Origin of the sequence: Vibrio sp. dhg, from assembly GCF_003443775.1 — a bacterium.
Classification (GTDB): domain Bacteria; phylum Pseudomonadota; class Gammaproteobacteria; order Enterobacterales; family Vibrionaceae; genus Vibrio; species Vibrio natriegens.
Genome location: NZ_CP028943.1, coordinates 940,956 through 965,584 on the forward strand (window position 1 = coordinate 940,956; position 24,629 = coordinate 965,584).

The window sequence follows — 24,629 nt, forward strand, 5'->3', positions numbered from 1 at the left end:
CATCGTGAATGGTATCTTTTTAAGTGTCTGATTTATAAAAATAAAAACATAGTTAAAGAAAGTGGTTCGGTCCTTGCTTTAGTAGATGTATCAACACCCAGTGATGGGGTTGTTCATTTATCAAGGAGAATAATAATGTTTAAGCCTGTTACCCTACTAACTGCCTCAATTCTTGCTGTTACCAGTTTTAACGCTGCCGCAAACTGTGACCCAGGTGAGCTGGTCATCAAATTCAGCCACGTAACCAACACCGACAAACACCCGAAAGGGATCGCGGCGTCGCTGCTTGAAAAGCGTGTCAATGAAGAGATGAACGGTAAGGCGTGTATGCAAGTGTTCCCTAACTCGACGCTTTACGATGATGACAAAGTACTTGAGGCTATGTTGAATGGGGACGTACAACTTGCTGCACCTTCACTGTCTAAGTTTGAAAAGTTCACCAAAAAATTCCGTTTGTTCGACCTTCCTTTCCTTTTTGATGACGTAGACGCTGTTGACCGCTTCCAAAACTCTGAGGCGGGTGAAAAGCTTAAGAATGCGATGAACCGACGTGGTATTCGAGGACTAGAGTTCTGGCACAACGGTATGAAGCAAATCTCAGCCAACAAGCCACTGGTTCACCCGGAAGATGCTAAGGGGCTTAAGTTCCGCGTACAGGCTTCCGATGTATTGGTTGCGCAGTTTGAGCAATTGGGTGCTAACCCTCAAAAAATGTCATTTGCCGAAGTGTACGGTGGCTTGCAAACCAAAGTTATCGATGGTCAGGAAAATACTTGGTCGAATATCTACGGTAAAAAGTTCTTCGAGGTTCAAGACGGTACGACTGAAACCAACCACGGAATTTTGGATTACCTAGTGGTTACTTCTACCAAGTGGTGGGATGGACTTCCAGACGACGTACGTGACCAGCTTGCGACGATTCTTAAAGAAGTGACTCAAACCCGTAATGCTGAGTCAAACCGCGTAGAGCAACAAAACAAAGAGTACGTTATCGAAGCTGGTGGTGTGGTTCGCGAGCTGACGCCAGAACAGCGTGAAGAATGGGTAGCAGCGCTTAAACCAGTTTGGAACAAGTTTGAAAAAGACATTGGTTCAGAGTTAATTGAAGCGGCATTAGCGGCCAACCAAAAATAACTCAACATAATGATAAGCGGCTCCCGTTCGTCGGGAGCCAAACTTACCTGATTCGAGCGATGTACCGTTATGGAACACTCATTTTTTTCGAAAGTCGGTCAGTTTACCGACAAGGTTGAAGAGACCTTAATTGCTTTCTTCCTCGGAGCGATGACGATGCTGACATTTGTCAACGTCGTGATGCGTTACTTATTCAATGACAATATTCTTTGGGCGCTTGAAGTTACTGTTTTTCTTTTTGCCTGGATGGTTCTCGTAGGCGCTTCATACGGCGTGAAAAAGCATTTTCACATCGGTGTTGACGTGGTGATTAACTTATTACCTGAACGGTTTAGAAAGGCTTGTGCTTTGCTTGCCGTGTCATGTTGTTTGACATTTTCAATTCTACTTCTCATTGGTTCATGGAATTACTGGTACCCGTTTGCCACAGAGCGAGCATGGTACGAGACGGATGATATTCCGATGCCAGAGATGTTGCAGTTTATGGCTGACTGGCTGAACGAAGGCGAGCGCTACGAGAAGCTGCCTCGATTTATTCCTTACATGGCGCTGCCAATTGGTATGGCGTTACTGACGTTTCGTTTTGCTCAGGCGGCCTACCAAATACTGACTGGCAAGCTTGACCGTCTGATTTCCAGCCATGAAGGTGAAGAAGAGTTAGAAGCACTTAAAGAAGAGCTTAAAGATGCGGGTGATGTGATGGAACCCACGCAGGGCAAAGACAACAGCCAAGATAACAACAAGAACAAGGAGCACTAACCGATGGATATTTTATGGTTATTCTTGATGGTGATTGGCTTCATGCTGTTGGGCGTTCCGATCGCGGTTTCACTGGGCCTATCCAGTATTTTATTTTTGATGTGGCACTCAGATGCGTCTCTGGCATCGGTTGCTCAAACGCTTTTTAATGCGTTTGAAGGACACTACACTTTACTTGCTATCCCGTTTTTCATCCTCGCATCGAGCTTTATGTCAACTGGCGGCGTAGCGAAGCGCATCATTCGTTTTGCGATTGCAATGGTCGGCTGGTTCCGTGGTGGTCTTGCTATGGCTTCGGTTGTGGCATGTATGATGTTTGCCGCGCTGTCAGGGTCGTCACCGGCGACGGTAGTTGCGATTGGTAGCATCGTTATTGCAGGTATGATCAAAAACGGCTATTCCAAAGATTTTGCCGCAGGGGTTATTTGTAACGCGGGCACACTTGGTATCCTGATCCCACCTTCTATCGTAATGGTTGTGTATGCAGCAGCGACAGATGTGTCGGTAGGTCGTATGTTCTTAGGTGGTGTTATTCCGGGCTTATTAGCCGGTGTGATGCTGATGATTGCCATCTACATTGCTGCCCGAGTTAAGAACTTACCGAAACAACCTTTTGTCGGCTGGAAAGAAGCCATCGCGGCAGCTAAGGACGCAATCTGGGGATTGATGCTGGTAATCATTATTCTCGGTGGTATTTACGGCGGGATTTTTACACCAACGGAAGCGGCGGCAGTGGCAGCGGTCTACTCCTTCTTAATAGCAAACTTTGTTTACAAGGACATGGGGCCGTTTGCCGATAAACAGAATACCAAGCCTGCCGTGGTGAAAGTCATTCAGAGCTTTGTTCACAAAGACACTCAGCAAACGCTGTTTGAAGCCGGTAAGTTGACGATCATGCTGCTGTTTATCATCGCAAACGCGCTGATACTGAAGCATGTTCTGACAGAAGAACGCATCCCGCAGATGATCACCGAGTCGATGCTTTCTGCTGGTTTAGGTCCAATCACATTTTTGATCGTGGTAAACGTTCTGCTCTTGATTGGCGGCCAGTTCATGGAACCTTCTGGTTTGTTGATCATTGTGGCGCCACTGGTATTTCCTATCGCCATTGCTTTAGGGATTGACCCTATTCATTTGGGTATCATGATGGTGGTGAACATGGAGATTGGGATGATCACGCCGCCTGTAGGGCTTAACCTCTTTGTTACAGCAGGGGTGGCTAAAATGTCGATGATGAGTGTTGTTAAAGCGGCGTTGCCTTGGGTGGCGGTAATGTTCCTGTTCCTCATTATCGTAACGTACATTCCTTGGGTTTCAACATGGTTACCGACGATGTTGATGGGGCCGGAGATTATTACCAAATAACGGGCTCAGACTCATTAATGCAAAAAGAGGTGTGACATGTCACACCTCTTCGTCTATTGATTTGTAGTCATGTCTTCTGGGCTGAGAGTTTATTCTTCGCTCGTAGCCATGCCATTTTTGTTTATTCTTTCTGCGATCCTCACCGGAGCGTCGTTCTTCCTGATAATGTCCGTCGACAACCACTGTTTCCCTAATCACAGGTATCTTCGTTTTCTCATTCATGCTTAGCGCTACCAACCATGGAACTATAAATAGTATGAGACAGGTTGACTAAAGCGACAAATGTGATGTCAGGTTTTATTTATACAGATCTTTATCAATCTGATAGCGTTGCATTTTGTCATACAGTGTTTTGCGAGGAACATTCAATTGAGTCATGGTTTGCTTAATACTGCCATTATGCTCGAGCAATGCGCGCTCAATGGCTGCTTTTTCAAACTCTGCCACTTGCTCAGCCAAGCTAGAGGAAGGAGCCGGAACCGGGCTTGTATCTCCGAGTTGAATCAATTTCCCAAGCAGGACAAAGCGCTCTGCTGCATTTCTCAGCTCTCGTACATTGCCGGGCCAGTCATGCGCCATCAAAGTCGCTAAATCTTGAGACGACAAGCTCGGGGAGCTTTTTCCGTATCGAGAGGCCGCTACGAGCAAAAAGTGATGGAAGAGAGCAGGGATATCCTCTTTGCGCAGCCGCAGAGGGGGTAAATCCAGTGTGACGACATTCAGTCGATAGTAGAGATCTTGGCGAAATGTACCTTCTTCGGCGGCACGTTTTAAATCCACTTTGGTTGCCGCTATTACGCGAATATCAAGGGGAAGGAGTTCGTTTGAGCCGACTCGTTCAATAACCCGCTCCTGAAGAACGCGCAGTAGTCGAATCTGTGCTTGAATGGGCATGGATTCGATTTCATCCAGGAATAGTGTCCCGCCTTGAGCAAATTCGAATTTACCAATCCGGCGACTTTCTGCGCCAGTAAATGCGCCTTTTTCATGGCCGTAGAGTTCACTTTCGATCAGGTTTTCCGGTACCGCACCACAGTTTACGGCGACAAAGTTGTGATTTCTGCGCAAGCTTTGTTCATGTAATGAGCGAGCGACGAGCTCTTTACCTGTACCTGTCTCACCGAACAACAAAATATCGGCATCGGTATCGGCAATGTGAGAAATCGTATCGCGTAGCATCTGGATACTGACCGTTTCGCCGATAATTCGAGGGCCGAGAGCCTGACTGGCTTTGAGTGATTGCCGTAACTTCTCGTTTTCATTCGTAAGCTGACGCTTTTCGATCGCGCGCTTGACCGTTTCAACCAACTGTTCAGGAGAAAATGGTTTTTCAATAAAGTCGTAGGCACCTTGATGTAACGCGTTCACCGCCATTGATATGTCACCATGCCCAGTAATCATGATCACTGGCAGGTGGTTGTCTCTTTGCACCAGAGTATTAAGTAGATTCATTCCTGATATGCCGGGTAAACAAATATCAGTGATAACAACGCCAGGTTCCTCGCCGTTTTTCATCGCCAGCAGAGCGGACTCTGCATCGGGGAAAAACTGTGCGTCGATATCGGCCAGCTCGAACGTCTGTTCTATTGCTAGCCTGAGATCCGCTTCATCATCAATAAAAAACACCTGACACATAATTATTCCTCTGAACCTTTTTCAGCGTGTATTGCTACAACAGGTAAACAAACTGAGAATCGAGCGCCACCCTGCGCTTGGTTGTAAGCACTTAATTGGCCGTTCATTCCACTCAATATTTGCTGTGATATCGACAGTCCCAAACCCAGGCCATTTTTCTTGGTAGTCAGAAATGGCTCACAAAGTTCGGTGAGGGAACGTTGTCCTATCCCTGGGCCATTATCATCGATATGAACCATGATTTGATTTCGATTCTGGTCATGTTCTATCGAAAGCCAGACCTGTCTATTCTCTTGATCTTTGACCGCTTCAATCGCGTTACTTAGCAGGTTGACTAGGACTTGTTCCAGCTGAATCGTGTTGATAAAAACCTCTGCATCCTGTGTCATTAGATCGGTCGACAAGTTTACGCGGGCTGACTTGAAAGCAGGCTTCATTAACTCTTTGGCAGAGGCGACGACAGGTAACAGTCGAGTTTTGGTTAGCTCAGTACCACTGGTTTTCTTGGCAAATGAGCGCAGTTGTTGGCTGATATTCGCCATACGATCAGTGAGCGCTGAAATACGGCTTAAATTGTCTTCGACTCGTTCAAATTTTTCTTTTTGTAAGAATAGCTTACCGTTTTCCGCGAAACTGCGAATTGCCGCAAGGGGATTATTCAGTTCATGGCTAATGCTTGCGGACATTTGACCCAGTACAGCGAGTTTTGCTGCCTGAACCAGCTCATCCTGAGTGACACGTAGTGTTTGCTCTGCCTCTGTTCGTTGAGCGATCTCTGCTTGCAATTCCGCAGTACGAGCCATTACTTGATATTCCAGTTTTTGATTGGCTTCTTGCTGAATCAGCTCGAGTTGTAAATGGCGTTGTTGGCGGTGATAAATCAGCTGGCCGATAAGGAATAGAATGGTAAAAATGAGAGTAAGTACCAGCAGGTAACCCAAGGTTATCCATACGATTGATTGTTTAGGTGACAATACCCTCATGGTCAGTTTTATCTCGGGAAGAGCGAGAGAAGAAACCACCAGAGTGCCTTTATTGTATGGGTAACCTTGCTTTAATTCGCTAATAGGTAGGCTCAGATCTCCGACGAAATTTAAACTACGAATTTGCGTTTCAAGATATTGTCGGCTGGCCCAAACTTGTTTTTTTTCTACCTCACTAAGCTGTTGTAAACTTTTGAGTAGCCAGTCCGTTCTGCTGCTCATGAATACAATGCCGTTAGGATCACTGGCGACAAATACGCTATCTGGTTGCTGCCAGTTATCTTCGATTTTACTCAAATCCATTTTTACGACCACAACGCCAATCACGCCGCCTGCGTAAACGATGGGAGAAGAGTAGTAGTAGCCCCGCTTACCAGACGTGGACCCAAGCGCGTAGTATTGGCTCTGCTCACCGATGATGGCTTGTTTGAAATAAGGACGAAAAGCAAAATTGCGCCCGACAAATGAATGCCTTTGCCGCCAGTTACTGGAGGCGATGGTGGTTCCCCATTGATCAATGAGATAAGTGTCGGAAGCCGCAATGACTTGATTTACTGATTCCAGGTAGCGATTCGTCACTTCAAGTTGCGCGCTATTTTTTGGGTGCAGCAATGCTTCAAACAAAGGTGCATCTTTTGCCAGTAGGTTAGGAATATGAGCGTACTTATCCAATTTGTTCTTAATATGGCTAGAAAACTGTTCAAGCTGAGACTGGTGTTTATCCAGTAGCGATTGATAACTGTTTTTCCAGACCCAGTGGCCGCCAACAAACGCACACAGGAAATATAAGGCGAAAAAAATCAGTAGAATACGGTTTCGTTGTGACATTCCTTCGTTCCTGACTTTGCTACTTCTTTGTAATTAAGAAATGTTAATGGCTTGTAGGTTAGATTGGGGATTTAGTTGCCAAGTCTGTGGAGTAAAACAAGAGCAAGATCTCTTTTTACGCTTTTCAATAAAAAAAGCGGTCGATTCCCTTGAAAAAGTCGCTATTGTCCCCATTCTAGATATGCCGATGTTTCTGATGCGGGTGTTTTATCGCATTTTTTACAAAAAATGAGGCAACATTCGAGAATTTAGTGCAGACAATGTCCACATAGTGGCTATTGGCTCGACAGGGTAGTAACAGATCGCTAGAATGTCGCGTCTAAAAATCTGTCTTGAGGCTAATAGGAGATACCTTTGGTGATGACACTGAAGATATCACTGATTAGTCCGGTACTGATGAACAGTATCGATACTCGATTTAAATTAGGTGCTCGGACAGAACACAACACAAGGATGAAGCGTTAACTCAGGTGAGTTACGCTCATACGCTCGGAAAACCGAGCCACTTTAGAGGTTTATATATAATGCAAGTTACTGTTGAAACGCTAGAGGGCCTAGAGCGCCGTCTAAACATTACTGTTCCAGCTGCAAACATCGAAGACGCTGTAACAGCTGAACTACGCAACATCGCTAAAAACCGTCGTTTCGATGGTTTCCGTAAGGGTAAAGTGCCTCTAAAAATGGTTGCTCAGATGTACGGCAAAGCAGTACGTCAAGACGTTCTTGGTGAAGTTATGCAACGTCACTTCATCGAAGCGATCGTAAAAGAGAAAATTAACCCAGCTGGCGCGCCAACTTTCGCTCCTGTAGAAAACAAAGAAGGTGCAGACCTAGTTTTCACAGCAACTTTTGAAGTTTACCCAGAAGTAGAGCTTAAAGGCCTAGAAAACATTTCTGTAGAGAAGCCTGTAACTGAAGTTAAAGATGCAGACGTAGAAGAGATGATCGATACTCTACGTAAGCAGCAAGCAACTTGGACTGAAGTTGAAGAAGCAGCAGAAGACGGCAAGCGCGTAAGCATCGACTTCGTTGGTTCTATCGACGGTGAAGAGTTCGAAGGCGGTAAAGCTGAGAACTTCCCACTAGAAATGGGCGCTGGTCGCATGATCCCAGGTTTCGAAGACGGTATCGCAGGTAAGACTGCTGGTATGGAATTCGACATCGACGTGACTTTCCCAGAAGACTACCACGCTGAGAACCTAAAAGGTAAAGCAGCGAAATTCGCTATCAAAGTGAACAAAGTTGAAGCACGTGAACTTCCAGAGCTTAACGACGAATTCGTTTCTAAGTTCGGTGTTGCTGAAGGCGGTGTAGAAGCGCTTAAAGCTGAAGTTCGTAAGAACATGGAACGCGAACTTAAGCAAGCTGTTAAGAACCGCATCAAAGAGCAAGCTCTTGACGGTCTAGTTGAGCAAAACGAAATCGACGTACCTGCTGCACTTATCGATCAAGAAATCCAAGTTCTACGTCAGCAAGCTGCACAACGCTTCGGTGGTAACCCAGAAGCAGCTGCACAGCTTCCACGTGAACTGTTCGAAGAGCAAGCTAAACGTCGCGTAGTTGTAGGTCTTCTACTTGGTGAAGTAATCAAGTCTGAAGAGCTAAAAGCGGACGACGAGAAAGTTAAAGCGCTAATCGAAGAAATGGCGACTGCATACGAAGATCCATCAGAAGTTATTGCTTACTACGAGCAAAACGAGCAAATGATGAACAACATGCGTAACGTAGCGCTAGAAGAGCAAGCAATCGACGCGATCATCGCTAAAGCACAAGTTTCTGAGAAAGAAGTAGGCTTCAACGAGCTACTTAACCAGCAACAACCTGCTTAATAAGCAATATCTTGCGTAGAAGGTTGACTTCACGTTAACTATTCTGCTAACAATGGTCCGTATGATACTCATCATCCGGGCCATTTATTTTAGGGACATAAGAATATGAGCTACCAAGAAAAAAATGCAATGTCGCCAATTATGGACGCACTAGTACCAATGGTGGTTGAACAAACTTCCCGAGGCGAACGTTCTTACGACATCTATTCCCGATTGCTAAAAGAGCGTGTGATTTTTTTAACAGGTCAAGTGGAAGACCACATGGCAAACCTTGTCGTGGCTCAACTACTTTTCCTAGAATCTGAAAATCCAGATAAAGATATTTTCCTATACATCAACTCTCCAGGCGGCAGCGTAACAGCAGGTATGTCTATTTATGACACCATGCAGTTTATCAAACCGAATGTAAGCACAGTATGTATGGGCCAAGCATGCTCAATGGGTGCCTTCCTACTTGCTGGTGGTGCTCCGGGTAAGCGTTACGTTCTGCCTAACTCACGTGTGATGATCCACCAACCGCTAGGTGGTTTCCAGGGTCAGGCTTCTGATATCCAAATCCATGCTCAGGAAATCCTGACTATCAAGCAGAAGCTAAACAAGTTGTTAGCAGAACATACAGGCCAGCCACTTGAAGTGATTGAGCGCGATACTGATCGTGACAACTTCATGTCAGCAGAGCAGGCTGTGGAATACGGTATCGTGGATGCAGTGTTACGCCATCGCGGCGAGTAATTTGCCAGCGCATTTTGGCAAAAATTGATATACACTCATTCATGAAGAGTAAAGGCTAAGAGGTTAGCGAATGACAGATAAAAGCAAAGAAAGTGGCAGCGGTAAATTGCTGTACTGTTCTTTCTGCGGCAAAAGTCAGCACGAAGTTCGCAAGCTAATCGCAGGTCCGTCAGTGTACATTTGCGACGAATGTGTCGACTTATGTAACGATATAATTCGCGAAGAAATTAAGGATGTTCTCCCTAAGAAAGAATCTGAAGCGTTACCAACGCCAAAACAGATCCGCGAACACCTTGACGACTATGTGATCGGGCAAGATTACGCGAAAAAAGTGCTTGCAGTTGCGGTATATAACCACTACAAGCGTTTACGCAATGGTGATACAACGAGCGAAGGTGTAGAGCTTGGTAAGAGTAATATCCTTCTAATTGGTCCTACAGGTAGTGGTAAAACATTGCTTGCTGAGACACTAGCTCGATTCTTGGATGTGCCATTTACAATGGCTGACGCAACTACGTTAACCGAAGCAGGTTACGTGGGTGAAGACGTAGAAAACATCATCCAAAAGCTTCTGCAAAAATGTGATTACGATGTAGCTAAGGCTGAACGCGGCATCGTATACATTGATGAAATTGATAAGATTTCACGCAAAGCTGAAAACCCATCCATTACGCGTGACGTATCTGGTGAAGGTGTTCAGCAGGCACTGTTAAAACTTATCGAAGGCACGGTTGCTTCTGTTCCACCTCAAGGTGGTCGTAAGCATCCTCAGCAAGAATTCCTACAAGTGGACACGTCTAAGATCCTGTTCATCTGTGGTGGTGCATTCGCAGGCCTTGATAAAGTGATTGAACAACGTGTAGCAACAGGTACTGGTATCGGTTTTGGTGCTGAAGTTCGTTCTAAGAATGAAACCAAAACTGTCGGTGAGCTATTTACTCAGGTTGAGCCTGAAGATCTAGTGAAATACGGTCTGATTCCTGAATTCATCGGCCGTCTGCCAGTAACTACTACATTGACAGAGCTTGATGAAGAAGCGCTTATTCAGATTCTATGTGAACCGAAGAACGCGTTGACCAAGCAGTACGCAGCATTGTTTGAATTAGAAAATGCTGAGCTTGAGTTCCGTGAAGACGCACTACGCGCAATTGCTAAGAAAGCGATGGAGCGTAAAACGGGTGCTCGTGGTCTACGTTCAATTCTGGAAGGTGTTCTACTTGAAACCATGTACGAGCTACCATCTGCAACAGATGTGAGTAAAGTGGTTATTGATGAATCAGTCATCAATGGCGAGTCAGAACCGCTGCTTATTTACAGCAACGCCGATAATCAGGCCGCTGGAGCAGAGTAAATCAAGCCATGAATAAAAAGGAGGTAAGTAATTACCTCCTTTTTTTATTTCTCTTATTGAATCCAAACAATTAGCCCCCATATACTGCCTTAAGTAATACGTTAAACGTGAAAGCGGAAGAGAGAATTATATGAACTTGGAACGTTCCGAGAGTATCGAGATCCCGGTACTACCTCTACGTGACGTAGTGGTCTACCCGCACATGGTCATTCCATTGTTTGTTGGTCGTGAAAAATCGATTAGCTGTCTAGAAACGGCGATGGAAACAAACAAACAAGTTCTGCTTGTGGCACAAAAGCAAGCGGATACAGACGAGCCAACGGTTGACGACCTATTTGAGGTAGGTACGGTAGCCACCATTCTTCAGCTTTTAAAGCTTCCTGATGGCACAGTAAAAGTACTGGTTGAAGGTCAGCAGCGTGCGAAGATTAATCACTTTAAAGAGAGCGATTTTTTCTTAGCTGAAGCTGAATTCATCTCGACACCTGAGCTGGATGAGCGTGAGCAAGAAGTTATTGTTCGTAGTGCGATCAACCAGTTCGAAGGCTTTATCAAGCTGAACAAAAAAATCCCACCAGAAGTTCTGACTTCGCTAAATGGGATTGATGAAGCCGCGCGTCTAGCCGATACCATCGCAGCTCACATGCCTTTGAAATTGGTCGACAAGCAACAGGTACTTGAGATCATCGACGTTACCGAGCGTTTGGAATTCCTTATGGGCCAAATGGAGTCGGAAATCGATCTGCTGCAAGTTGAAAAACGCATCCGTGGCCGCGTTAAAAAGCAAATGGAGAAGTCTCAGCGCGAGTACTATCTGAATGAGCAAATGAAAGCGATTCAGAAAGAGCTAGGTGAGATGGAAGATGCGCCGGATGAATTTGAAACGCTGCAGAATAAAATCGAAGAGTCCAAAATGCCTCAAGAGGCGCGTGAAAAGACAGAACAAGAGCTACAAAAGCTTAAGATGATGTCTCCAATGTCTGCGGAAGCAACAGTGGTGCGTAGCTACATCGATTGGATGGTGAGCGTTCCTTGGGCTAAGCGTTCTAAAGTGAAAAAGAACCTGGCTAAGGCAGAAGAGATTCTAAACGAAGATCATTACGGTCTTGAGCGCGTCAAAGAGCGTATTCTGGAATACTTGGCAGTACAAAACCGTATTAACAAGCTGAAAGGCCCAATCCTTTGTCTTGTTGGTCCTCCAGGTGTGGGTAAAACCTCTCTTGGCCGTTCGATCGCATCTGCGACTGGGCGTAAATACGTGCGTATGGCGCTTGGTGGTGTGCGTGACGAAGCTGAGATTCGTGGCCACCGTCGTACTTACATCGGCTCACTACCGGGTAAGCTTATCCAGAAAATGTCTAAAGTTGGGGTTAAAAACCCGCTATTCCTTCTTGATGAGATCGATAAGATGTCTTCTGACATGCGCGGTGACCCAGCGTCTGCACTGCTAGAAGTTCTGGATCCTGAGCAAAACAACTCGTTCAACGATCACTACTTGGAAGTAGATTACGATCTGTCGGATGTAATGTTTGTTGCGACGTCTAACTCGATGAATATTCCAGGTCCGCTTCTTGACCGTATGGAAGTTATCCGTCTTTCTGGTTACACAGAAGATGAAAAACTGAACATCGCGAAACGCCACTTGGTAGATAAGCAGTTGAAGCGTAACGGCCTGAAACCAAACGAGATTGTTATCGAGGACTCAGCGATTGTCGGCATTATTCGTTACTACACTCGTGAAGCGGGTGTACGTAACCTAGAGCGTGAAATTTCTAAGATCTGTCGTAAGGCGGTGAAGAATATCTTGCTGGATAAAGACATCAAGTCTGTGACCGTATCCATGGATAATCTGAAAGAGTACTTGGGTGTTCAGCGTTTTGACTATGGTAAAGCTGACGAAAGCAACCGTATTGGTCAGGTGACGGGTTTGGCTTGGACTGAAGTTGGTGGTGATTTGCTAACGATTGAAACTCAGTCTATGCCGGGCAAAGGTAAGCTGACACAGACGGGTTCTCTTGGCGACGTGATGCAAGAGTCTATCCAAGCAGCCATGACAGTTGTTCGCTCTCGTGCTGAAAAGCTGGGTATCAACACCGATTTCTACGAGAAGAAAGACATCCACGTGCATGTTCCTGAAGGTGCGACACCAAAAGATGGCCCAAGTGCTGGTACAGCAATGTGCACTGCTTTGGTCTCTGCGTTAACTGGTAACCCAGTGAAAGCGGAAGTGGCGATGACGGGTGAAATCACACTACGTGGTGAAGTTTTGCCTATCGGCGGTCTAAAAGAAAAATTACTTGCGGCACATCGTGGCGGCATTAAAACGGTACTGATTCCAAAAGATAACGAGCGTGATTTGGAAGAGATTCCAGAGAATGTTATCGCAGATCTGACAGTTATCCCGGTTCAGTGGATTGATGAAGTACTGAAAGTTGCACTCGAGCGAGACCCGACGGGCGTTGAGTTTGAAGCTAAAAAATAGTGATGTGTAGCAAAAATAAGTAAAAGTTTGCGCTGATAAGCCTAAAAAGGCTTGTCAGCGTTTTTTTTGGGCGCTAAGTTAGTTTTGATAGCTCTCAGCCCTTTATGTATAAGGGTTGAAGCATATTTATTAATTATGGAACGAAAAGTCATCACAAAAATAATCACAGATGGCACAAAGGGGAAATTACAGTGAATAAAACTCAGTTAGTTGAACAAATCGCAGAAAATGCAGATATTTCTAAAGCGTCAGCAGGTCGTGCACTAGATGCATTCATTGAAGCAGTAAGCGGTACGCTTCAAACAGGTGACCAAGTTGCTCTAGTTGGTTTCGGTACTTTCAGCGTTCGTACTCGCGCTGCACGTACTGGTCGTAATCCAAAAACTGGTGAAGAAATCCAAATCGCAGAAGCAAAAGTGCCTTCATTCAAAGCTGGTAAAGCACTAAAAGATTCAGTGAACTAATTCATAGGGCTTTGACTCTATAAAGGCTATTTGAATAACTTTTGCTCAAACAATTCGTTTCGAACAAAAATTTACAATCTTCGGGCCGAACTTTCTTAAATTATGCGCATCATACTGATGCGCATTTCTTTTTCTGGTACTATTGCGGCATTATTTCTATTAGATAGAAGCAGTAGGCTTCAATTGTGGAGAGCAATTAAATTATGATGGATCGACTACGCGAAGGCGTGAATAGCATCGCGGTCAAAATTATCCTTGGGCTTATCATCCTGTCTTTCGTATTCGCAGGTGTAGGTAGCTACATTGTTGGTGGCACTAACAACGCAGCAGCGAAAGTTGGTAACACGGATATCCCTCGTGGCGAGTTCGAGATGGCTTACCAAAATGAGCGTAACCGCATGCAAGCTCAATTGGGTGACTACTTCTCTCAAATGCTGGCAGATCCGGCATACGTTGAATCTTTCCGCAAATCGGTTCTTGATCGTATGATCAATGATGTGTTGCTTGATCAGCAAGCAGAAGCACTTGGTCTTCGAATCAGCGATGAGCAGGTTCGTAGCATGATTCTGGAAATGCCTCAGTTCCAGTCAAACGGCCAATTCGATCAGGAAATCTACCAAGCGTCTTTACGTCGCGCCGGTTTCTCACCAGATACTTTTGCTGAATACATGCGTCGTGAGCTCGTTCGTGAGCAGCTGCTTAATGCTCTACAAACCAGTGAGTTCACTCTTCCTGGTGAAGTACAAGTTCAAGGTGAGCTTTTCACTCAAACTCGTGATATCCGCACTGTTGCTATCGATTTCGAAGAGTTTGCGAAAAACGTAGAACTAACCGATGAAGAAATTCAAGATTACTACAAAGCGAACCAAGATAACTTTACTCGCCCAGAGCAAGCTAAAGTGGCTTACATTGAACTGTCTGCTGAAGCACTGAAAACACAGATCGAAGTATCTGATGAAGAAGTGCAAAAGTATTACGACGAACACCTAGATAAATACTCTTCAGAAGAGCAGCGTCGTGTCGCTCATATTCTGGTAGAAGGTGATGATGAAGCGAAAGCTCAAGCTATTTTGGATGAGTTAAATAACGGTGCTGAGTTCGCAACACTTGCAGAAGAAAAATCTGATGACTTTGGCAGCGCTGAAATTGGTGGTGACTTAGGTTGGATTGAGCGTGATGTAATGGACCCGGCGTTCGAGGAAGCGGCTTTCGCACTTGAGAACGTTGGCGATGTGTCAGAGCTAGTGAAGTCTGATTTCGGTTACCACATTATCAAGCTTGAAGAGCTAAAAGATTCAGTTGCAAAACCATTTGCTGATGTAGCTGCTGAAATCAAACAAGAACTGGTTGATCAGAAAGCGGTTGATAAATTCTATGAGCTACAAAATGAGCTTGAACGTGTTGCCTTTGAATACCCTGATTCACTGGACGACGCATCGAAAGCGGTAGATCAAGAAGTGAAAACGACTGGCTTTGTTTCTCAAGCGGATGCACCAGAAGTACTTCGTAACCCTGCTGTGATGCAAGCTATCCTAAGCCCTGAAGTTAAAGAAGACGGTCTTAACTCTGAAGCGATCGAAGTGGCACCTGAACACATTGTCGTTGTTCGTGTTGAAGAGGCTCGCCCTGAGACGGTTCTTCCTCTTGACGAAGTGAAAGACCAAGTGGTTACTGAACTTTCACGAGTGAAAGGTGAGCAGGGTGCACTAGAGCTTGGTACAAAAGTTGTAGCGGCTCTGAAAGAAGGCAAAACGGAAGTTCTTGCTGAAAATAACTTAGCGTTCGGCGAGAAAGAAACAGTCGATCGTCGCTCTCCGTTTGCACAGACTGTATTTGCTATGGCAAAACCAGTTGAAGGTAAGCCTGTATACGCGCAATCGAAAGATCTAGAAGGCAACGTTGTTGTTATTGAACTGGATGCGGTTAACTCTGAGCTAGATAGTGCCCTAGAGGATCAAGTAGCAATGCAAATGGAACGTTCATCTTCGCAACAAGATCTGTCTTCTGTACTGGCAGTGCTACGAGCGAATACCGACATCGAATACTTTGTTGTGAGCAACTAAGCAGTAATAATGTAATTTGCATGTCAACTAAAACGGGTCGCGCAAGCGGCCCGTTTTATTTTCTGCTCAACAAACTTCAATGAATAGCGAGCTTTACCTAAATTAGTTCCGATGTTTTTATCAGCAACAATACTGAGACCATCGTTGAAATTTATATCTCAACTAATAGGGAGAGCATATGTTTAATATGAAATGGGTTTTAACTTTATTGTTATGCGTATTTGCACCGTTTGGGTTGGCCGCAGATACAACAGCGGATAAATATGAAGGAATTGAAATTACCGTAAACATCAATTCAGCGACAGCTGAAGAGATTGCAACAATGCTGAAAGGGATTGGTGAAAAGAAAGCGCAAGATATTGTCGATTATCGTACAGAGCATGGCCCATTTAAAACAGTGAGTGACCTGGGGAATGTTAAGGGAATCGGAGATGCTACTTTGAAGAAAAACGAGGGTCGCATCATCCTCTAGCCACGGCTTTTGTTCATTGCGTTATTGAGTTTAGTATCCGGTTACTGTTTTTCGAGCCAAGTTATTTCTTGGCTCGGTTTTTTTACCCAAACAAACGGCGACGACTGCCTTTTTCCAGCAGTGCCATACCCAGCCCGCCAATCGTCCCAAATAGGTGGGCATCAATTGCGACGCGTGCACCAATCATAGCTGCTGTGCTTGTTGATGGGCCGTAAAGCTGTTCCCAAACCACTTTAGCTATCAAACCGCCAACGAGTAGTAAGCTGCTTCTTCTGGCTTCGAACACCTCTCTTAACGCCCAAAAGCCAAACAGGCCATGCAGCACACCAGAAAGTCCCACATAGACTTTCATGTTGGTGAACAAATTCAAAGCACCGACGAAAGTACACAGCAGTAGAAAGACAATGAGGAAGTTTTTTGTACTCGGGCGGAAAACAAAGCTAATAATCCATAGTCCGGCCAGGTTCATGCCTAAATGAGCAAAGTTGGTATGAGTTAAATTTCCTGTTACGATTCGCCACCATTCACCGTGGCGAATATTATAGGCGTGCCACTCGCTCAGGCTCGCCATTGGTTCAAATTGCAGTGCTACGCAGATAACGCTGATGATAGTCAGCAAAGTATAAAGGTTCACTCTATGTCTCGTTATTGTTCTCAGTGTGGAAAATCGCGCAAAGCTTGTATTTGCTCTTGGATTGTACCGCTAGAAAGCGAAGTCGAACTTATCATTCTTCAACATAGTAGTGAAGAGCATCGGCCACTTGGTACGGCACGGATTCTAAAATTAAGCTTAGACAACTGTACTTGTTTGATCGGTGAAGATTTTTCTCAGGATGAATCCTTAAACAACTTACTGGCGGATGGCGATTATGAGCATTTGATTCTCTACCCATCGGAGCAATCCGTATGCCTGTCTGAAGTTGAAGAAGAGAAGCGTATAAACAACAAGAAAATTCGTCTTATCCTGTTGGATGGAACCTGGAAGAAAGCGTACAAGATGTGGCAGCTTTCAACCAACCTACATGATTTACCAACGGTGAAGTTGCCTGCAAACCTTCAGGGTGGTTATACGATCCGAAAAGCACCTTCTCAGAACAGTTTATCGACGGTAGAAGCGGGCTTTTATGCACTAAGCATACTTGAACCTCAACAGAACTTTACGCCTCTGCTGAATGTGTTTGAAAAGATGATTGAGTTTCAAATCGCCCAGATGCCTCCGGGCGTTTTTGAAAAGAATTATCTGAAGGACAGTAACGACTAAAGCACGATCGACGAGAATAATTGTCGATGCAGTTTCTGCGCATGGCTGTCGGTCATGGCTGAAATGTAGTCAGCAATGACCCTCATTTTGTCGCTTTCAGTGTCAGCCTGGCACCAAAGCTCTTTGGTGTGTATCGGAAGTAAACGTTCAGGCGCGGCCGTCAGCGCTTCAAAGATATCCATGATAATTTGTTGACCTTTGTACTCCACAATTTGCACTTGTGGAACCTGGATGACGTACTGGCTAACGAAGTGTTTCAAAACATCGAGGGCTTTTGCTGTTTGCGGCTCTAAACAAGCATTCCAGGCGAGAAGCGGACTAGTGAAGGCGACATCCACAGGCTTAATTGAAATACTGGTCAGCAATGCATTGACCATACCGCCAATCGCGTCTTTTCGTTCATGGTGTTTACCACTGAACAGCATTTGCCCAATGGAGTCGATATGTGCCTCAAACCACGGGTCACCACAGTCGGCTAATTGGCTGGCAGCGCCTTCTTGCCATTGATGGGGCGTTACCATGCCGAGAACAATCGCATCTTCTAAGTCATGAACGCCATAGGCGATATCATCGGCTAACTCCATGATGGAGCAATCAAGCGATTTAAAGCGCGTTTTGCTGTGTTCCAAATCGGATTCTGGCTCATTGCGCATTTGGCTAAGCTGAGCTTTATCATTGTCTGTAAGCGGCTCGAGTACCCAGTCGAACAGCGCTTTGTCGCAGTCGTATATTCCTTTCGCTGGGTACCATTCGTGCGCTTTCAGTTTTCGTTGGTGTTCTGCTGGCGCAGGTAAAACGGTTGAGCGAGTCTGGCTTATTAGAGCGGGGTACTTTATCAGACCGAGCAGAGTTCGGCGCGACAAGTTCATGCCAAAGTGTTCTGTATACGGCTCTAGCTTGGTCACGATACGAAAGGTTTGAGCATTACCCTCAAAACCACCATGTTCTCGCATCATGTAATTTAGCGCGATTTCACCACCATGCCCGTATGGAGGATGACCGATGTCATGTGCCAGACAGAGCGAATCTATCAGGCTATCTGATGGTAATAGATCGCGAAATTCCGCTTGTTTCTTTTTGAGCTGAGCAACGATTCCCGTTCCCAGCTGAGCCGCTTCAAGTGAATGGGTTAACCGGGTGCGGTGAAAGTCTTCTAAGCTGTTACCGTGCACCTGGGTTTTAGCCTGTAGGCGACGGAATGCGGCAGAGTGCAGGATTCGGGCTCTGTCACGTTGGTACGGGCTTCTGTGGTCATCTCGACGGATCTTATGTTCATCGTCATGGCGTTGTTGCCATTGTGAGTGCAATTCAAATGACACGAATATCTCCTTTGACTAAGACCTTAACTGATTTCATCCAGTGACAACTCAAAGCTTGGTGCAAAGGTAGTCAGAAAGTAATCCATTTCTGGTGTGTGACGCTCTTGCAATGTCACTTCAAGTCTCTTTTTCGCTAAAGCAAACTCGTGGTTACCTGCACTCAATTCCTCCAAGCATTTCAAATAGGCGCAAATGGAATCAGCTTGCTTGACAATTTTTGCGTCTTCTTCGTGTGCGGAGTGAGAGAGAAGAAATGGGGCAAAGTCTTCATGAAATTCTTCAGGAAGCATAGACAGAAGCTTTTGCTCAGCAGCGGCTTCAATCTTTTTATACTCTTTCGCGATTTCTGGATTGTAGTACTTAACAGGCGTTGGTAAATCGCCAGTAAGCACTTCACTTGAATCGTGATACATCGCGAGAAGGGCAATACGTTCAGGGTTCAGAGCGCCGCCGAACTTCTTGTTTTTGATTAACGCGAGGGCATGGGCAACAAAAGCGACTTGTAAGCTATGTTCCGAAACGTTTTCTGGTGATACAGAGCGCATCAAAGGCCAGCGTTGGATCAGCTTCATTCTTGCCAAGTGGGCGAAAAAATGGCTCTCTTTCATAGCTTTCTCCGTTTCTGGTGTAAAAAAGGAACTCACTAGGAGTTCCTCTAAGCATATGAGAGATCAGTACTAATTACTACCAGTGATTCATTACTGGCTATAAGTCGTTAAGAAGCGCTCGAATCGTCCGATTGCGGTTTCAAGATCTTCGACATGTGGGAGTGTCACGATGCGGAAGTGATCCGGTTTTGGCCAGTTAAAGCCGGTGCCCTGAACCAAAAGCACTTTTTCTTGTTTCAGGAAGTCCAACACCATTTGCTGATCGTTTTTGATGTTGTACATCTTGGTATCAATTTTCGGGAACAGATACATAGCGCCTTTCGGCTTAACGCACGATACTCCCGGGATTTGCGTGATCAGCTCATAAGCGCGATTACGCTGCTCGAGCAGGCGACCACCAGGTAAAATCAGTTCATTGATACTCTGGTATCCACCCAGTGCGGTTTGGATTGCGTGCTGCATTGGCACGTTTGCACACAAACGCATTGACGAGAGCAGTTCCAGACCTTTTATATAGCCAGGTGCGAGGTGCTTCGGCCCTGTAAGGAACATCCAGCCACCGCGGAAACCACATACACGGTATGCTTTTGACAGGCCGTTGAACGTCATCACGAGCACGTCTTCAGTCAGTGTCGCAACAGAGGTGTGTGTCGCACCGTCGTAAAGAACTTTATCGTAGATTTCGTCTGCAAAAATAATCAGATTGTGCTGACGCGCAATTTCAATGAATTCAAGTAAGAAATCACGGCTGTAAACCGCACCCGTTGGGTTGTTCGGGTTGATTAAAACGATGCCGCGAGTTTTCGGCGTGATTTTACTCTTGATATCTTCTAAATCTGGATACCAGTCTGATTCCTCATCACAAATATAGTGAACCGGTTTACCACCCGATAGTGCCACAGAAGCAGTCCACAATGGGTAATCCGGAGCAGGAATTAGCAGCTCGTCACCATTGTTTAACAGCGCCTGCATCGACATCATGATCAATTCTGATACACCATTGCCTACATAGACATCTTCTACGTCTAGAGAGCGAATGCCTTTACGCTGATAATGCTGAACCACGGCTTTACGAGCCGAATAGATCCCTTTGGAATCGCAGTAACCTTGAGAAGTTGGCAGATTTCGGATTACATCGACTAAAATCTCATCAGGGGCGTCAAAACCAAATGGGGCGGGGTTACCAATGTTTAGCTTTAGGATTTTATGCCCTTCTTCCTCCATGCGCTTAGCATGTTTGAGTACAGGACCCCTAATGTCGTAGCAGACATTATCGAGTTTTGACGACATCCCGATATTTTGCATTGTTTAATTCCTAAAAATTCGTTAATTTCTTTATTAAAATACAATAATTTGTATTTTAATAGAATATATATCTGTAAATTATCTGTTTATAGTCTTTGTTTTGCACCTGTGCTGTTCTACGAGTTTGCAAAAGATCGCATACAGCCTTGATTTGCTTTAGGTCTAAACTTAGAGTAGCCATAAGTTACCCTTTATCCTCACATACTACGAGGTTGATTTGTCACAGTTCCATCAAGCCGTACAAAGAATTATCAAGCGAGTTCAGAAAATACAAGGCAATCCAATGCGTTTGGTCGAGCCTCTTGGCGAGAAACCACACTTTTCATTGATTGATTGGCTTGATGCGCAACCACTTTTTCCCAAGTTTTATTGGCAATCCCGTGATACTCGTGAAGAAGTTGTCGCTCTAGGACAATTGCATTCTTTTGTCGACCCTGGTTCAGCCTATACGATTCTGGGAGAGGGCCAGCGAGTTTGGGGCGGGCGCTCTTTTGACGGCCAGCATGAGAAAAACCGTCGCTGCATGACCTCGTTTTTCTTTTTGCCGCAAATAGAACTGATTCGCTTTGATGAGCAATGGTCTTTAGCGGTTAATGTTGCTGAAGATACATCACGTACATTAGCTGGATTACACAAGCTGGCTTGTGATGTCGCAGCCTTAACGCCAATTTCTACTCACATACGGTTAATAGAGCATACTCCGACTCAGCCTGAGTGGGGAGACCTGGTAGACAAAGTACTGAATGGTATTGAAAATGATGACTTTAAAAAGGTCGTTCTGGCACGTCGTTCCACGCTTCACCTCGATAGAGAGTTGAGTGCAGCACAATTGCTCAAAGCAAGTGCCAGCCAAAATCATCATAGCTTCCATTTTCTGTTCAGTTTGGATCGTAAGCACAGCTTTATGGGCTCTACCCCAGAGCGTCTCTATGCGCGGGTGGGGCATGAACTTCATACTGAAGCTTTAGCTGGAACCATTGGTCGTGGGGATAATGCGACCCATGATATGGAACTGGCTAACTGGCTATCGCAAGACCTTAAAAACCTGAAAGAAAATCAGTATGTTGTGGATGATATTGTTGAGCGTTTGTCCCCTCACTCTGAATCAGTCGAGGTGGAAACGGAGCCCCGATTGGTGCGACTGAGAAAAGTGCAGCATCTCAAACGTAATATCCACGCAAGCCTCAAAGCTGGCATAAATGGTGTGCAGCTGCTTTCTGCATTACAGCCTACCGCGGCCGTTGCTGGTTTACCTCGCCAAGAGTCTATGCAGTTCATCCTTGAAAATGAGCCGTTTGCTCGAGGTTGGTACGCAGGTTCTATGGGGTACATTAGTCACGAACGTGCGGAGTTTTGTGTCGCGATAAGAAGTGCTTTGGTACTTGGTGATCAAGTTCAGTTGTTTGCCGGGGCAGGGATCGTACCTGGCTCAGTTGCCGAGCATGAATGGGCTGAACTGGATAAGAAAATGTCAACGTTGTTAACGCTCATCTCTGAGCACCCGCCACTTGGAGTGGCATCATGAGTCATGATCAAGCCGTACTAAATCGTATTTGGTCTGAAACACTGTTGATAGAGCTGAATCGATTTGGAGTTGAGCATGTGTGCATCGCGCCTGGTTCACGTTCAACACCGTTAACGCTGGAAGCCGCCGATAATCCTAATTTTACGATTCATACCCATTTTGATGAGCGTGGATTAGGCTTTATGGCGTTGGGCTTAGCGAAAGCCAGTCAAAGTCCGGTAGCGGTCATTGTGACTTCGGGTACTGCTGTCGCGAACTTACTGCCAGCGATTGCGGAAGCTAAATTAACCGGTGAGAAGCTGGTGCTGTTAACCGCAGATCGTCCGGTAGAACTGGTTGGCTGTGGAGCGAATCAAGCCATCAATCAATTGGGCATTTTTTCTCAACATGTGTCTGCGAGCTTGAATCTGCCAAGTCCGACAGAAACTACGCCACTTAACTGGTTGCTTACATCCGTTGATGAAGTGATGTTTACACAGCAGCTGGAAGGGAGCGCTGTACATATTAACTGTGCTTTCCCTGAGCCTCTCTATTCCATATGCTCTAAACGCGAATATCAGCACTATCTCAGCTCTGTCACCGCTTGGAGGGAGAGCCACCGTACTTACACTCAGCGTTTTTCGTCTCTCGCAGTCAGCGACATCCCTTGTTTGGAACAGAAAAAAGGTGTTGTGATCATTGGTAGTTTGCCTTTGGAAGAGTCCGAAGCTGCGCTTTCATTTGCTCAAAAGATGGGTTGGCCGGTATTGGCTGATCCACAAAGTGGTGTCAGCTCCGAGTGGGGGCACTACGATTTATGGTTGACCTTGCCGAATCTGGTACAGCAGCTTGAATTGTGTGACCTGATCATCCAGTTCGGCAGCCGCATTATCTCCAAGCGTCTTAATCATTGGATTGAAACTCAGGTTACCCGGGGAGTTGCAGAGCGAGAAACTGAATATTGGTATATTTCCCAGCGCCCAGGCCGAAATAACCAAAGCCATCTGCCGCAACTGCATTGGGTTGAATCGCCAAAAAGTTGGGTGGAACGTGTCGCTGCTGTCAATTCAATTGAGTCTGGATGGGCAAGCCAGCTAAAAGCAGACGTTGAGCAAATCAGCCTGCACATTAGACACTCGTTTTTAAGTGCATCGACCTTCGACTTAAATGAAGTTGCCGTGGCGGTTGATATCGAAGAAAGAGCGAAAAACGTAGACGTCTTTCTTGGCAATAGCCTGTTTGTCCGTTTAGTCGATATGTTTGGTCGTCTGGGCCAAAGTGAGGTGTTTTCTAATCGTGGCGCTTCTGGTATTGATGGAATTCTGGCTACGGCATCTGGCGTACAGCGCTCTCGTGACAATCCATTACTGGTTTATATTGGTGATACATCCGCGTTGTACGATCTTAACTCTCTGTCGCTGTTTACTCATTCGAAGCGGCCTGCTGTTATTGTTATTACCAATAATGACGGCGGCGCCATATTTGATATTCTCCCTGTGCCACAGGAACATCGCCAGACCTATTACCAAATGCCTCATGGTTATCAGTTTGAACATGCGGCAAAACAATTTGGCTTGAGTTACCAACAGCCCAAAACGTTAGAACAGTATCAGGCACTGGTCTCCGATCACTTTGAGCGTGGCCAAGGTACACTGGTAGTAGAAGTACAAACACCACCTAGCCAAGCGGTGGAACTGATTAAAATATTTAATAAAAACCTGCATGCTAAGTTCTAAATACTTTACGGCAACTGGAAAACACCAAAGCGTCAAACTCCCTACTTTGGTGTTTTTGCATGGCTTGTTAGGAAGTGGGGAGGATTGGCAAACCTGTATCGATGAGTTGACCGAGTTTGAACGGGTGACCATAGATCTACCCGGCCATGGGGCTAGCCAGGCTACCTGTTGCTCCGATTTAGATGATTGCTGCAAATCCCTTAATTCCACACTATCTTTATTATTTTCTTCTCACCAACCGCTTGTTTTGATTGGTTACTCCATGGGTGGCCGAATTACCATGCATGGATTAGCCAAGAACTGCTTTCCAGATCTCAATATTTGCGCCGCGTTTATTGAGGGGGGAAACTTCGGGCTTCAAACAGAGTCAGAGAAACGAGCGAGGTTTGAAAACGACTATCGCTGGGCGTCGCGCTTTGAAATTGAACCTATTGAACATGTTTTGAGCGATTGGTATCAGCAAACGGTGTTTTCTTCACTAAACCATGAGCAAAGACAAACATTGATTGCAAAGCGTAGTGCTAATCTTGGCGATGCTGTCGCGAAGATGTTACGTGCGACATCGTTGGCAACACAGTCGTATCTGTTACCAGCATTACAAGCGCAACCAGTACCGGTTTATTACCTTTGTGGTGCGAAAGATAAAAAATTCTGTCAACTGGCAGCAAATAGCGGGTTGATGTATCGACAAATTGAGGGAGCCGGACACAACGTCCATCAAGAGCAACCCAAACAATTTGCGATGTATATAAAGCAAATAATTGAATCTCACTTAAAGTGAGAGTAACGATAACAATGG

General features: G+C 45.5%; 22 protein-coding genes. 15 read left to right on the top strand and 7 right to left on the bottom strand.

The window, feature by feature from the left end; translation table 11 throughout:
* Positions 1 to 135 precede the first annotated feature (135 nt).
* From DBX26_RS04425 to DBX26_RS04435, 3 genes are all read left to right on the top strand, one after another.
* Positions 136 to 1,134, top strand: coding sequence for a TRAP transporter substrate-binding protein (locus tag DBX26_RS04425; RefSeq protein ID WP_020336137.1), 999 nt, complete (start codon positions 136 to 138; stop codon positions 1,132 to 1,134).
* A gap of 69 nt (positions 1,135 to 1,203) precedes the next feature.
* The gene (locus DBX26_RS04430) at positions 1,204 to 1,893 is read left to right on the top strand and encodes a TRAP transporter small permease (RefSeq protein WP_065296539.1); all 690 of its coding nucleotides are present in this window, start codon (positions 1,204 to 1,206) and stop codon (positions 1,891 to 1,893) included.
* Between the two features lie 3 nt (positions 1,894 to 1,896).
* Entirely contained in the window at positions 1,897 to 3,258 is a 1,362-nt protein-coding gene (locus DBX26_RS04435) for a TRAP transporter large permease (protein ID WP_014231214.1), read from the top strand.
* A gap of 39 nt (positions 3,259 to 3,297) precedes the next feature.
* Here the strand turns inward: DBX26_RS04435 and DBX26_RS25630 are convergent, their stop codons facing one another.
* The 3 genes from DBX26_RS25630 to DBX26_RS04450 form a co-directional block, all read right to left on the bottom strand.
* On the bottom strand, positions 3,298 to 3,480 hold the full coding sequence (locus DBX26_RS25630; RefSeq protein ID WP_065299294.1) for a hypothetical protein: 183 nt from the start codon (positions 3,478 to 3,480) through the stop codon (positions 3,298 to 3,300).
* A gap of 75 nt (positions 3,481 to 3,555) precedes the next feature.
* Positions 3,556 to 4,893: a sigma-54 dependent transcriptional regulator gene (locus DBX26_RS04445; protein WP_020336140.1), complete on the bottom strand. Its 1,338-nt coding sequence runs from the start codon at positions 4,891 to 4,893 to the stop codon at positions 3,556 to 3,558.
* Between the two features lie 2 nt (positions 4,894 to 4,895).
* The gene (locus tag DBX26_RS04450; protein WP_118117990.1) at positions 4,896 to 6,704 is read right to left on the bottom strand and encodes an ATP-binding protein; all 1,809 of its coding nucleotides are present in this window, start codon (positions 6,702 to 6,704) and stop codon (positions 4,896 to 4,898) included.
* A gap of 46 nt (positions 6,705 to 6,750) precedes the next feature.
* Between DBX26_RS04450 and DBX26_RS25790 the strand changes: the two genes are divergently transcribed.
* The 8 genes from DBX26_RS25790 to DBX26_RS04485 all read left to right on the top strand — a co-directional run bounded on the left by DBX26_RS25790 (position 6,751) and on the right by DBX26_RS04485 (position 16,097).
* Positions 6,751 to 6,936, top strand: a complete 186-nt coding sequence (locus DBX26_RS25790; protein ID WP_020336142.1) for a hypothetical protein — start codon at positions 6,751 to 6,753, stop codon at positions 6,934 to 6,936.
* Between the two features lie 292 nt (positions 6,937 to 7,228).
* Positions 7,229 to 8,533: a trigger factor gene (tig, locus tag DBX26_RS04455; RefSeq protein ID WP_014231219.1), complete on the top strand. Its 1,305-nt coding sequence runs from the start codon at positions 7,229 to 7,231 to the stop codon at positions 8,531 to 8,533.
* 105 nt (positions 8,534 to 8,638) lie between these two features.
* Complete coding sequence (gene clpP, locus DBX26_RS04460; protein WP_014231220.1) at positions 8,639 to 9,265, top strand: ATP-dependent Clp endopeptidase proteolytic subunit ClpP; 627 nt, start codon at positions 8,639 to 8,641, stop codon at positions 9,263 to 9,265.
* Positions 9,266 to 9,335: 70 nt separating this feature from the next.
* The gene (gene clpX, locus DBX26_RS04465) at positions 9,336 to 10,616 is read left to right on the top strand and encodes an ATP-dependent protease ATP-binding subunit ClpX (protein WP_014231221.1); all 1,281 of its coding nucleotides are present in this window, start codon (positions 9,336 to 9,338) and stop codon (positions 10,614 to 10,616) included.
* 130 nt (positions 10,617 to 10,746) lie between these two features.
* Positions 10,747 to 13,098: an endopeptidase La gene (gene lon, locus DBX26_RS04470; RefSeq protein WP_118117992.1), complete on the top strand. Its 2,352-nt coding sequence runs from the start codon at positions 10,747 to 10,749 to the stop codon at positions 13,096 to 13,098.
* A 191-nt stretch (positions 13,099 to 13,289) separates the two neighbouring features.
* A complete protein-coding gene (locus tag DBX26_RS04475) occupies positions 13,290 to 13,562 on the top strand; it encodes an HU family DNA-binding protein (protein WP_014231223.1) in 273 nt (90 codons plus the stop codon).
* A gap of 203 nt (positions 13,563 to 13,765) precedes the next feature.
* Positions 13,766 to 15,625, top strand: a complete 1,860-nt coding sequence (gene ppiD, locus DBX26_RS04480) for a peptidylprolyl isomerase (RefSeq protein ID WP_020336144.1) — start codon at positions 13,766 to 13,768, stop codon at positions 15,623 to 15,625.
* Between the two features lie 187 nt (positions 15,626 to 15,812).
* Complete coding sequence (locus DBX26_RS04485) at positions 15,813 to 16,097, top strand: ComEA family DNA-binding protein (protein ID WP_031779272.1); 285 nt, start codon at positions 15,813 to 15,815, stop codon at positions 16,095 to 16,097.
* Between the two features lie 82 nt (positions 16,098 to 16,179).
* On the opposite strand, the gene rrtA is transcribed toward DBX26_RS04485, so the two are convergent.
* Positions 16,180 to 16,731 carry a rhombosortase gene (rrtA, locus tag DBX26_RS04490; protein WP_020336146.1) on the bottom strand — a complete coding sequence of 184 codons (552 nt, stop codon included), beginning with the start codon at positions 16,729 to 16,731 and terminating at the stop codon, positions 16,180 to 16,182.
* A 3-nt stretch (positions 16,732 to 16,734) separates the two neighbouring features.
* Between rrtA and DBX26_RS04495 the strand changes: the two genes are divergently transcribed.
* Positions 16,735 to 17,358: a tRNA-uridine aminocarboxypropyltransferase gene (locus tag DBX26_RS04495; protein WP_065296543.1), complete on the top strand. Its 624-nt coding sequence runs from the start codon at positions 16,735 to 16,737 to the stop codon at positions 17,356 to 17,358.
* Here DBX26_RS04495 and DBX26_RS04500 read toward each other — a convergent pair.
* From DBX26_RS04500 to DBX26_RS04510, 3 genes are all read right to left on the bottom strand, one after another.
* Positions 17,355 to 18,677, bottom strand: coding sequence for an anti-phage deoxyguanosine triphosphatase (locus tag DBX26_RS04500; protein WP_118117994.1), 1,323 nt, complete (start codon positions 18,675 to 18,677; stop codon positions 17,355 to 17,357). The genes DBX26_RS04495 and DBX26_RS04500 overlap by 4 nt on opposite strands.
* A 23-nt stretch (positions 18,678 to 18,700) precedes the next feature.
* Positions 18,701 to 19,285, bottom strand: a complete 585-nt coding sequence (gene yfbR / locus DBX26_RS04505; RefSeq protein WP_014231229.1) for a 5'-deoxynucleotidase — start codon at positions 19,283 to 19,285, stop codon at positions 18,701 to 18,703.
* Positions 19,286 to 19,375: 90 nt separating this feature from the next.
* Positions 19,376 to 20,590, bottom strand: coding sequence for a pyridoxal phosphate-dependent aminotransferase (locus DBX26_RS04510; protein WP_014231230.1), 1,215 nt, complete (start codon positions 20,588 to 20,590; stop codon positions 19,376 to 19,378).
* A 217-nt stretch (positions 20,591 to 20,807) separates the two neighbouring features.
* Between DBX26_RS04510 and DBX26_RS04515 the strand changes: the two genes are divergently transcribed.
* From DBX26_RS04515 to menH, 3 genes are read left to right on the top strand one after another with little or no spacing between them, the layout of a single operon-like run.
* On the top strand, positions 20,808 to 22,115 hold the full coding sequence (locus DBX26_RS04515; protein WP_065296558.1) for an isochorismate synthase MenF: 1,308 nt from the start codon (positions 20,808 to 20,810) through the stop codon (positions 22,113 to 22,115).
* Entirely contained in the window at positions 22,112 to 23,830 is a 1,719-nt protein-coding gene (menD, locus tag DBX26_RS04520) for a 2-succinyl-5-enolpyruvyl-6-hydroxy-3-cyclohexene-1-carboxylic-acid synthase (RefSeq protein ID WP_118117996.1), read from the top strand. Before DBX26_RS04515 ends, menD begins: the two co-directional genes overlap by 4 nt.
* Positions 23,817 to 24,611 carry a 2-succinyl-6-hydroxy-2,4-cyclohexadiene-1-carboxylate synthase gene (gene menH, locus DBX26_RS04525; protein WP_118117998.1) on the top strand — a complete coding sequence of 265 codons (795 nt, stop codon included), beginning with the start codon at positions 23,817 to 23,819 and terminating at the stop codon, positions 24,609 to 24,611. Before menD ends, menH begins: the two co-directional genes overlap by 14 nt.
* Positions 24,612 to 24,629 lie beyond the last annotated feature (18 nt).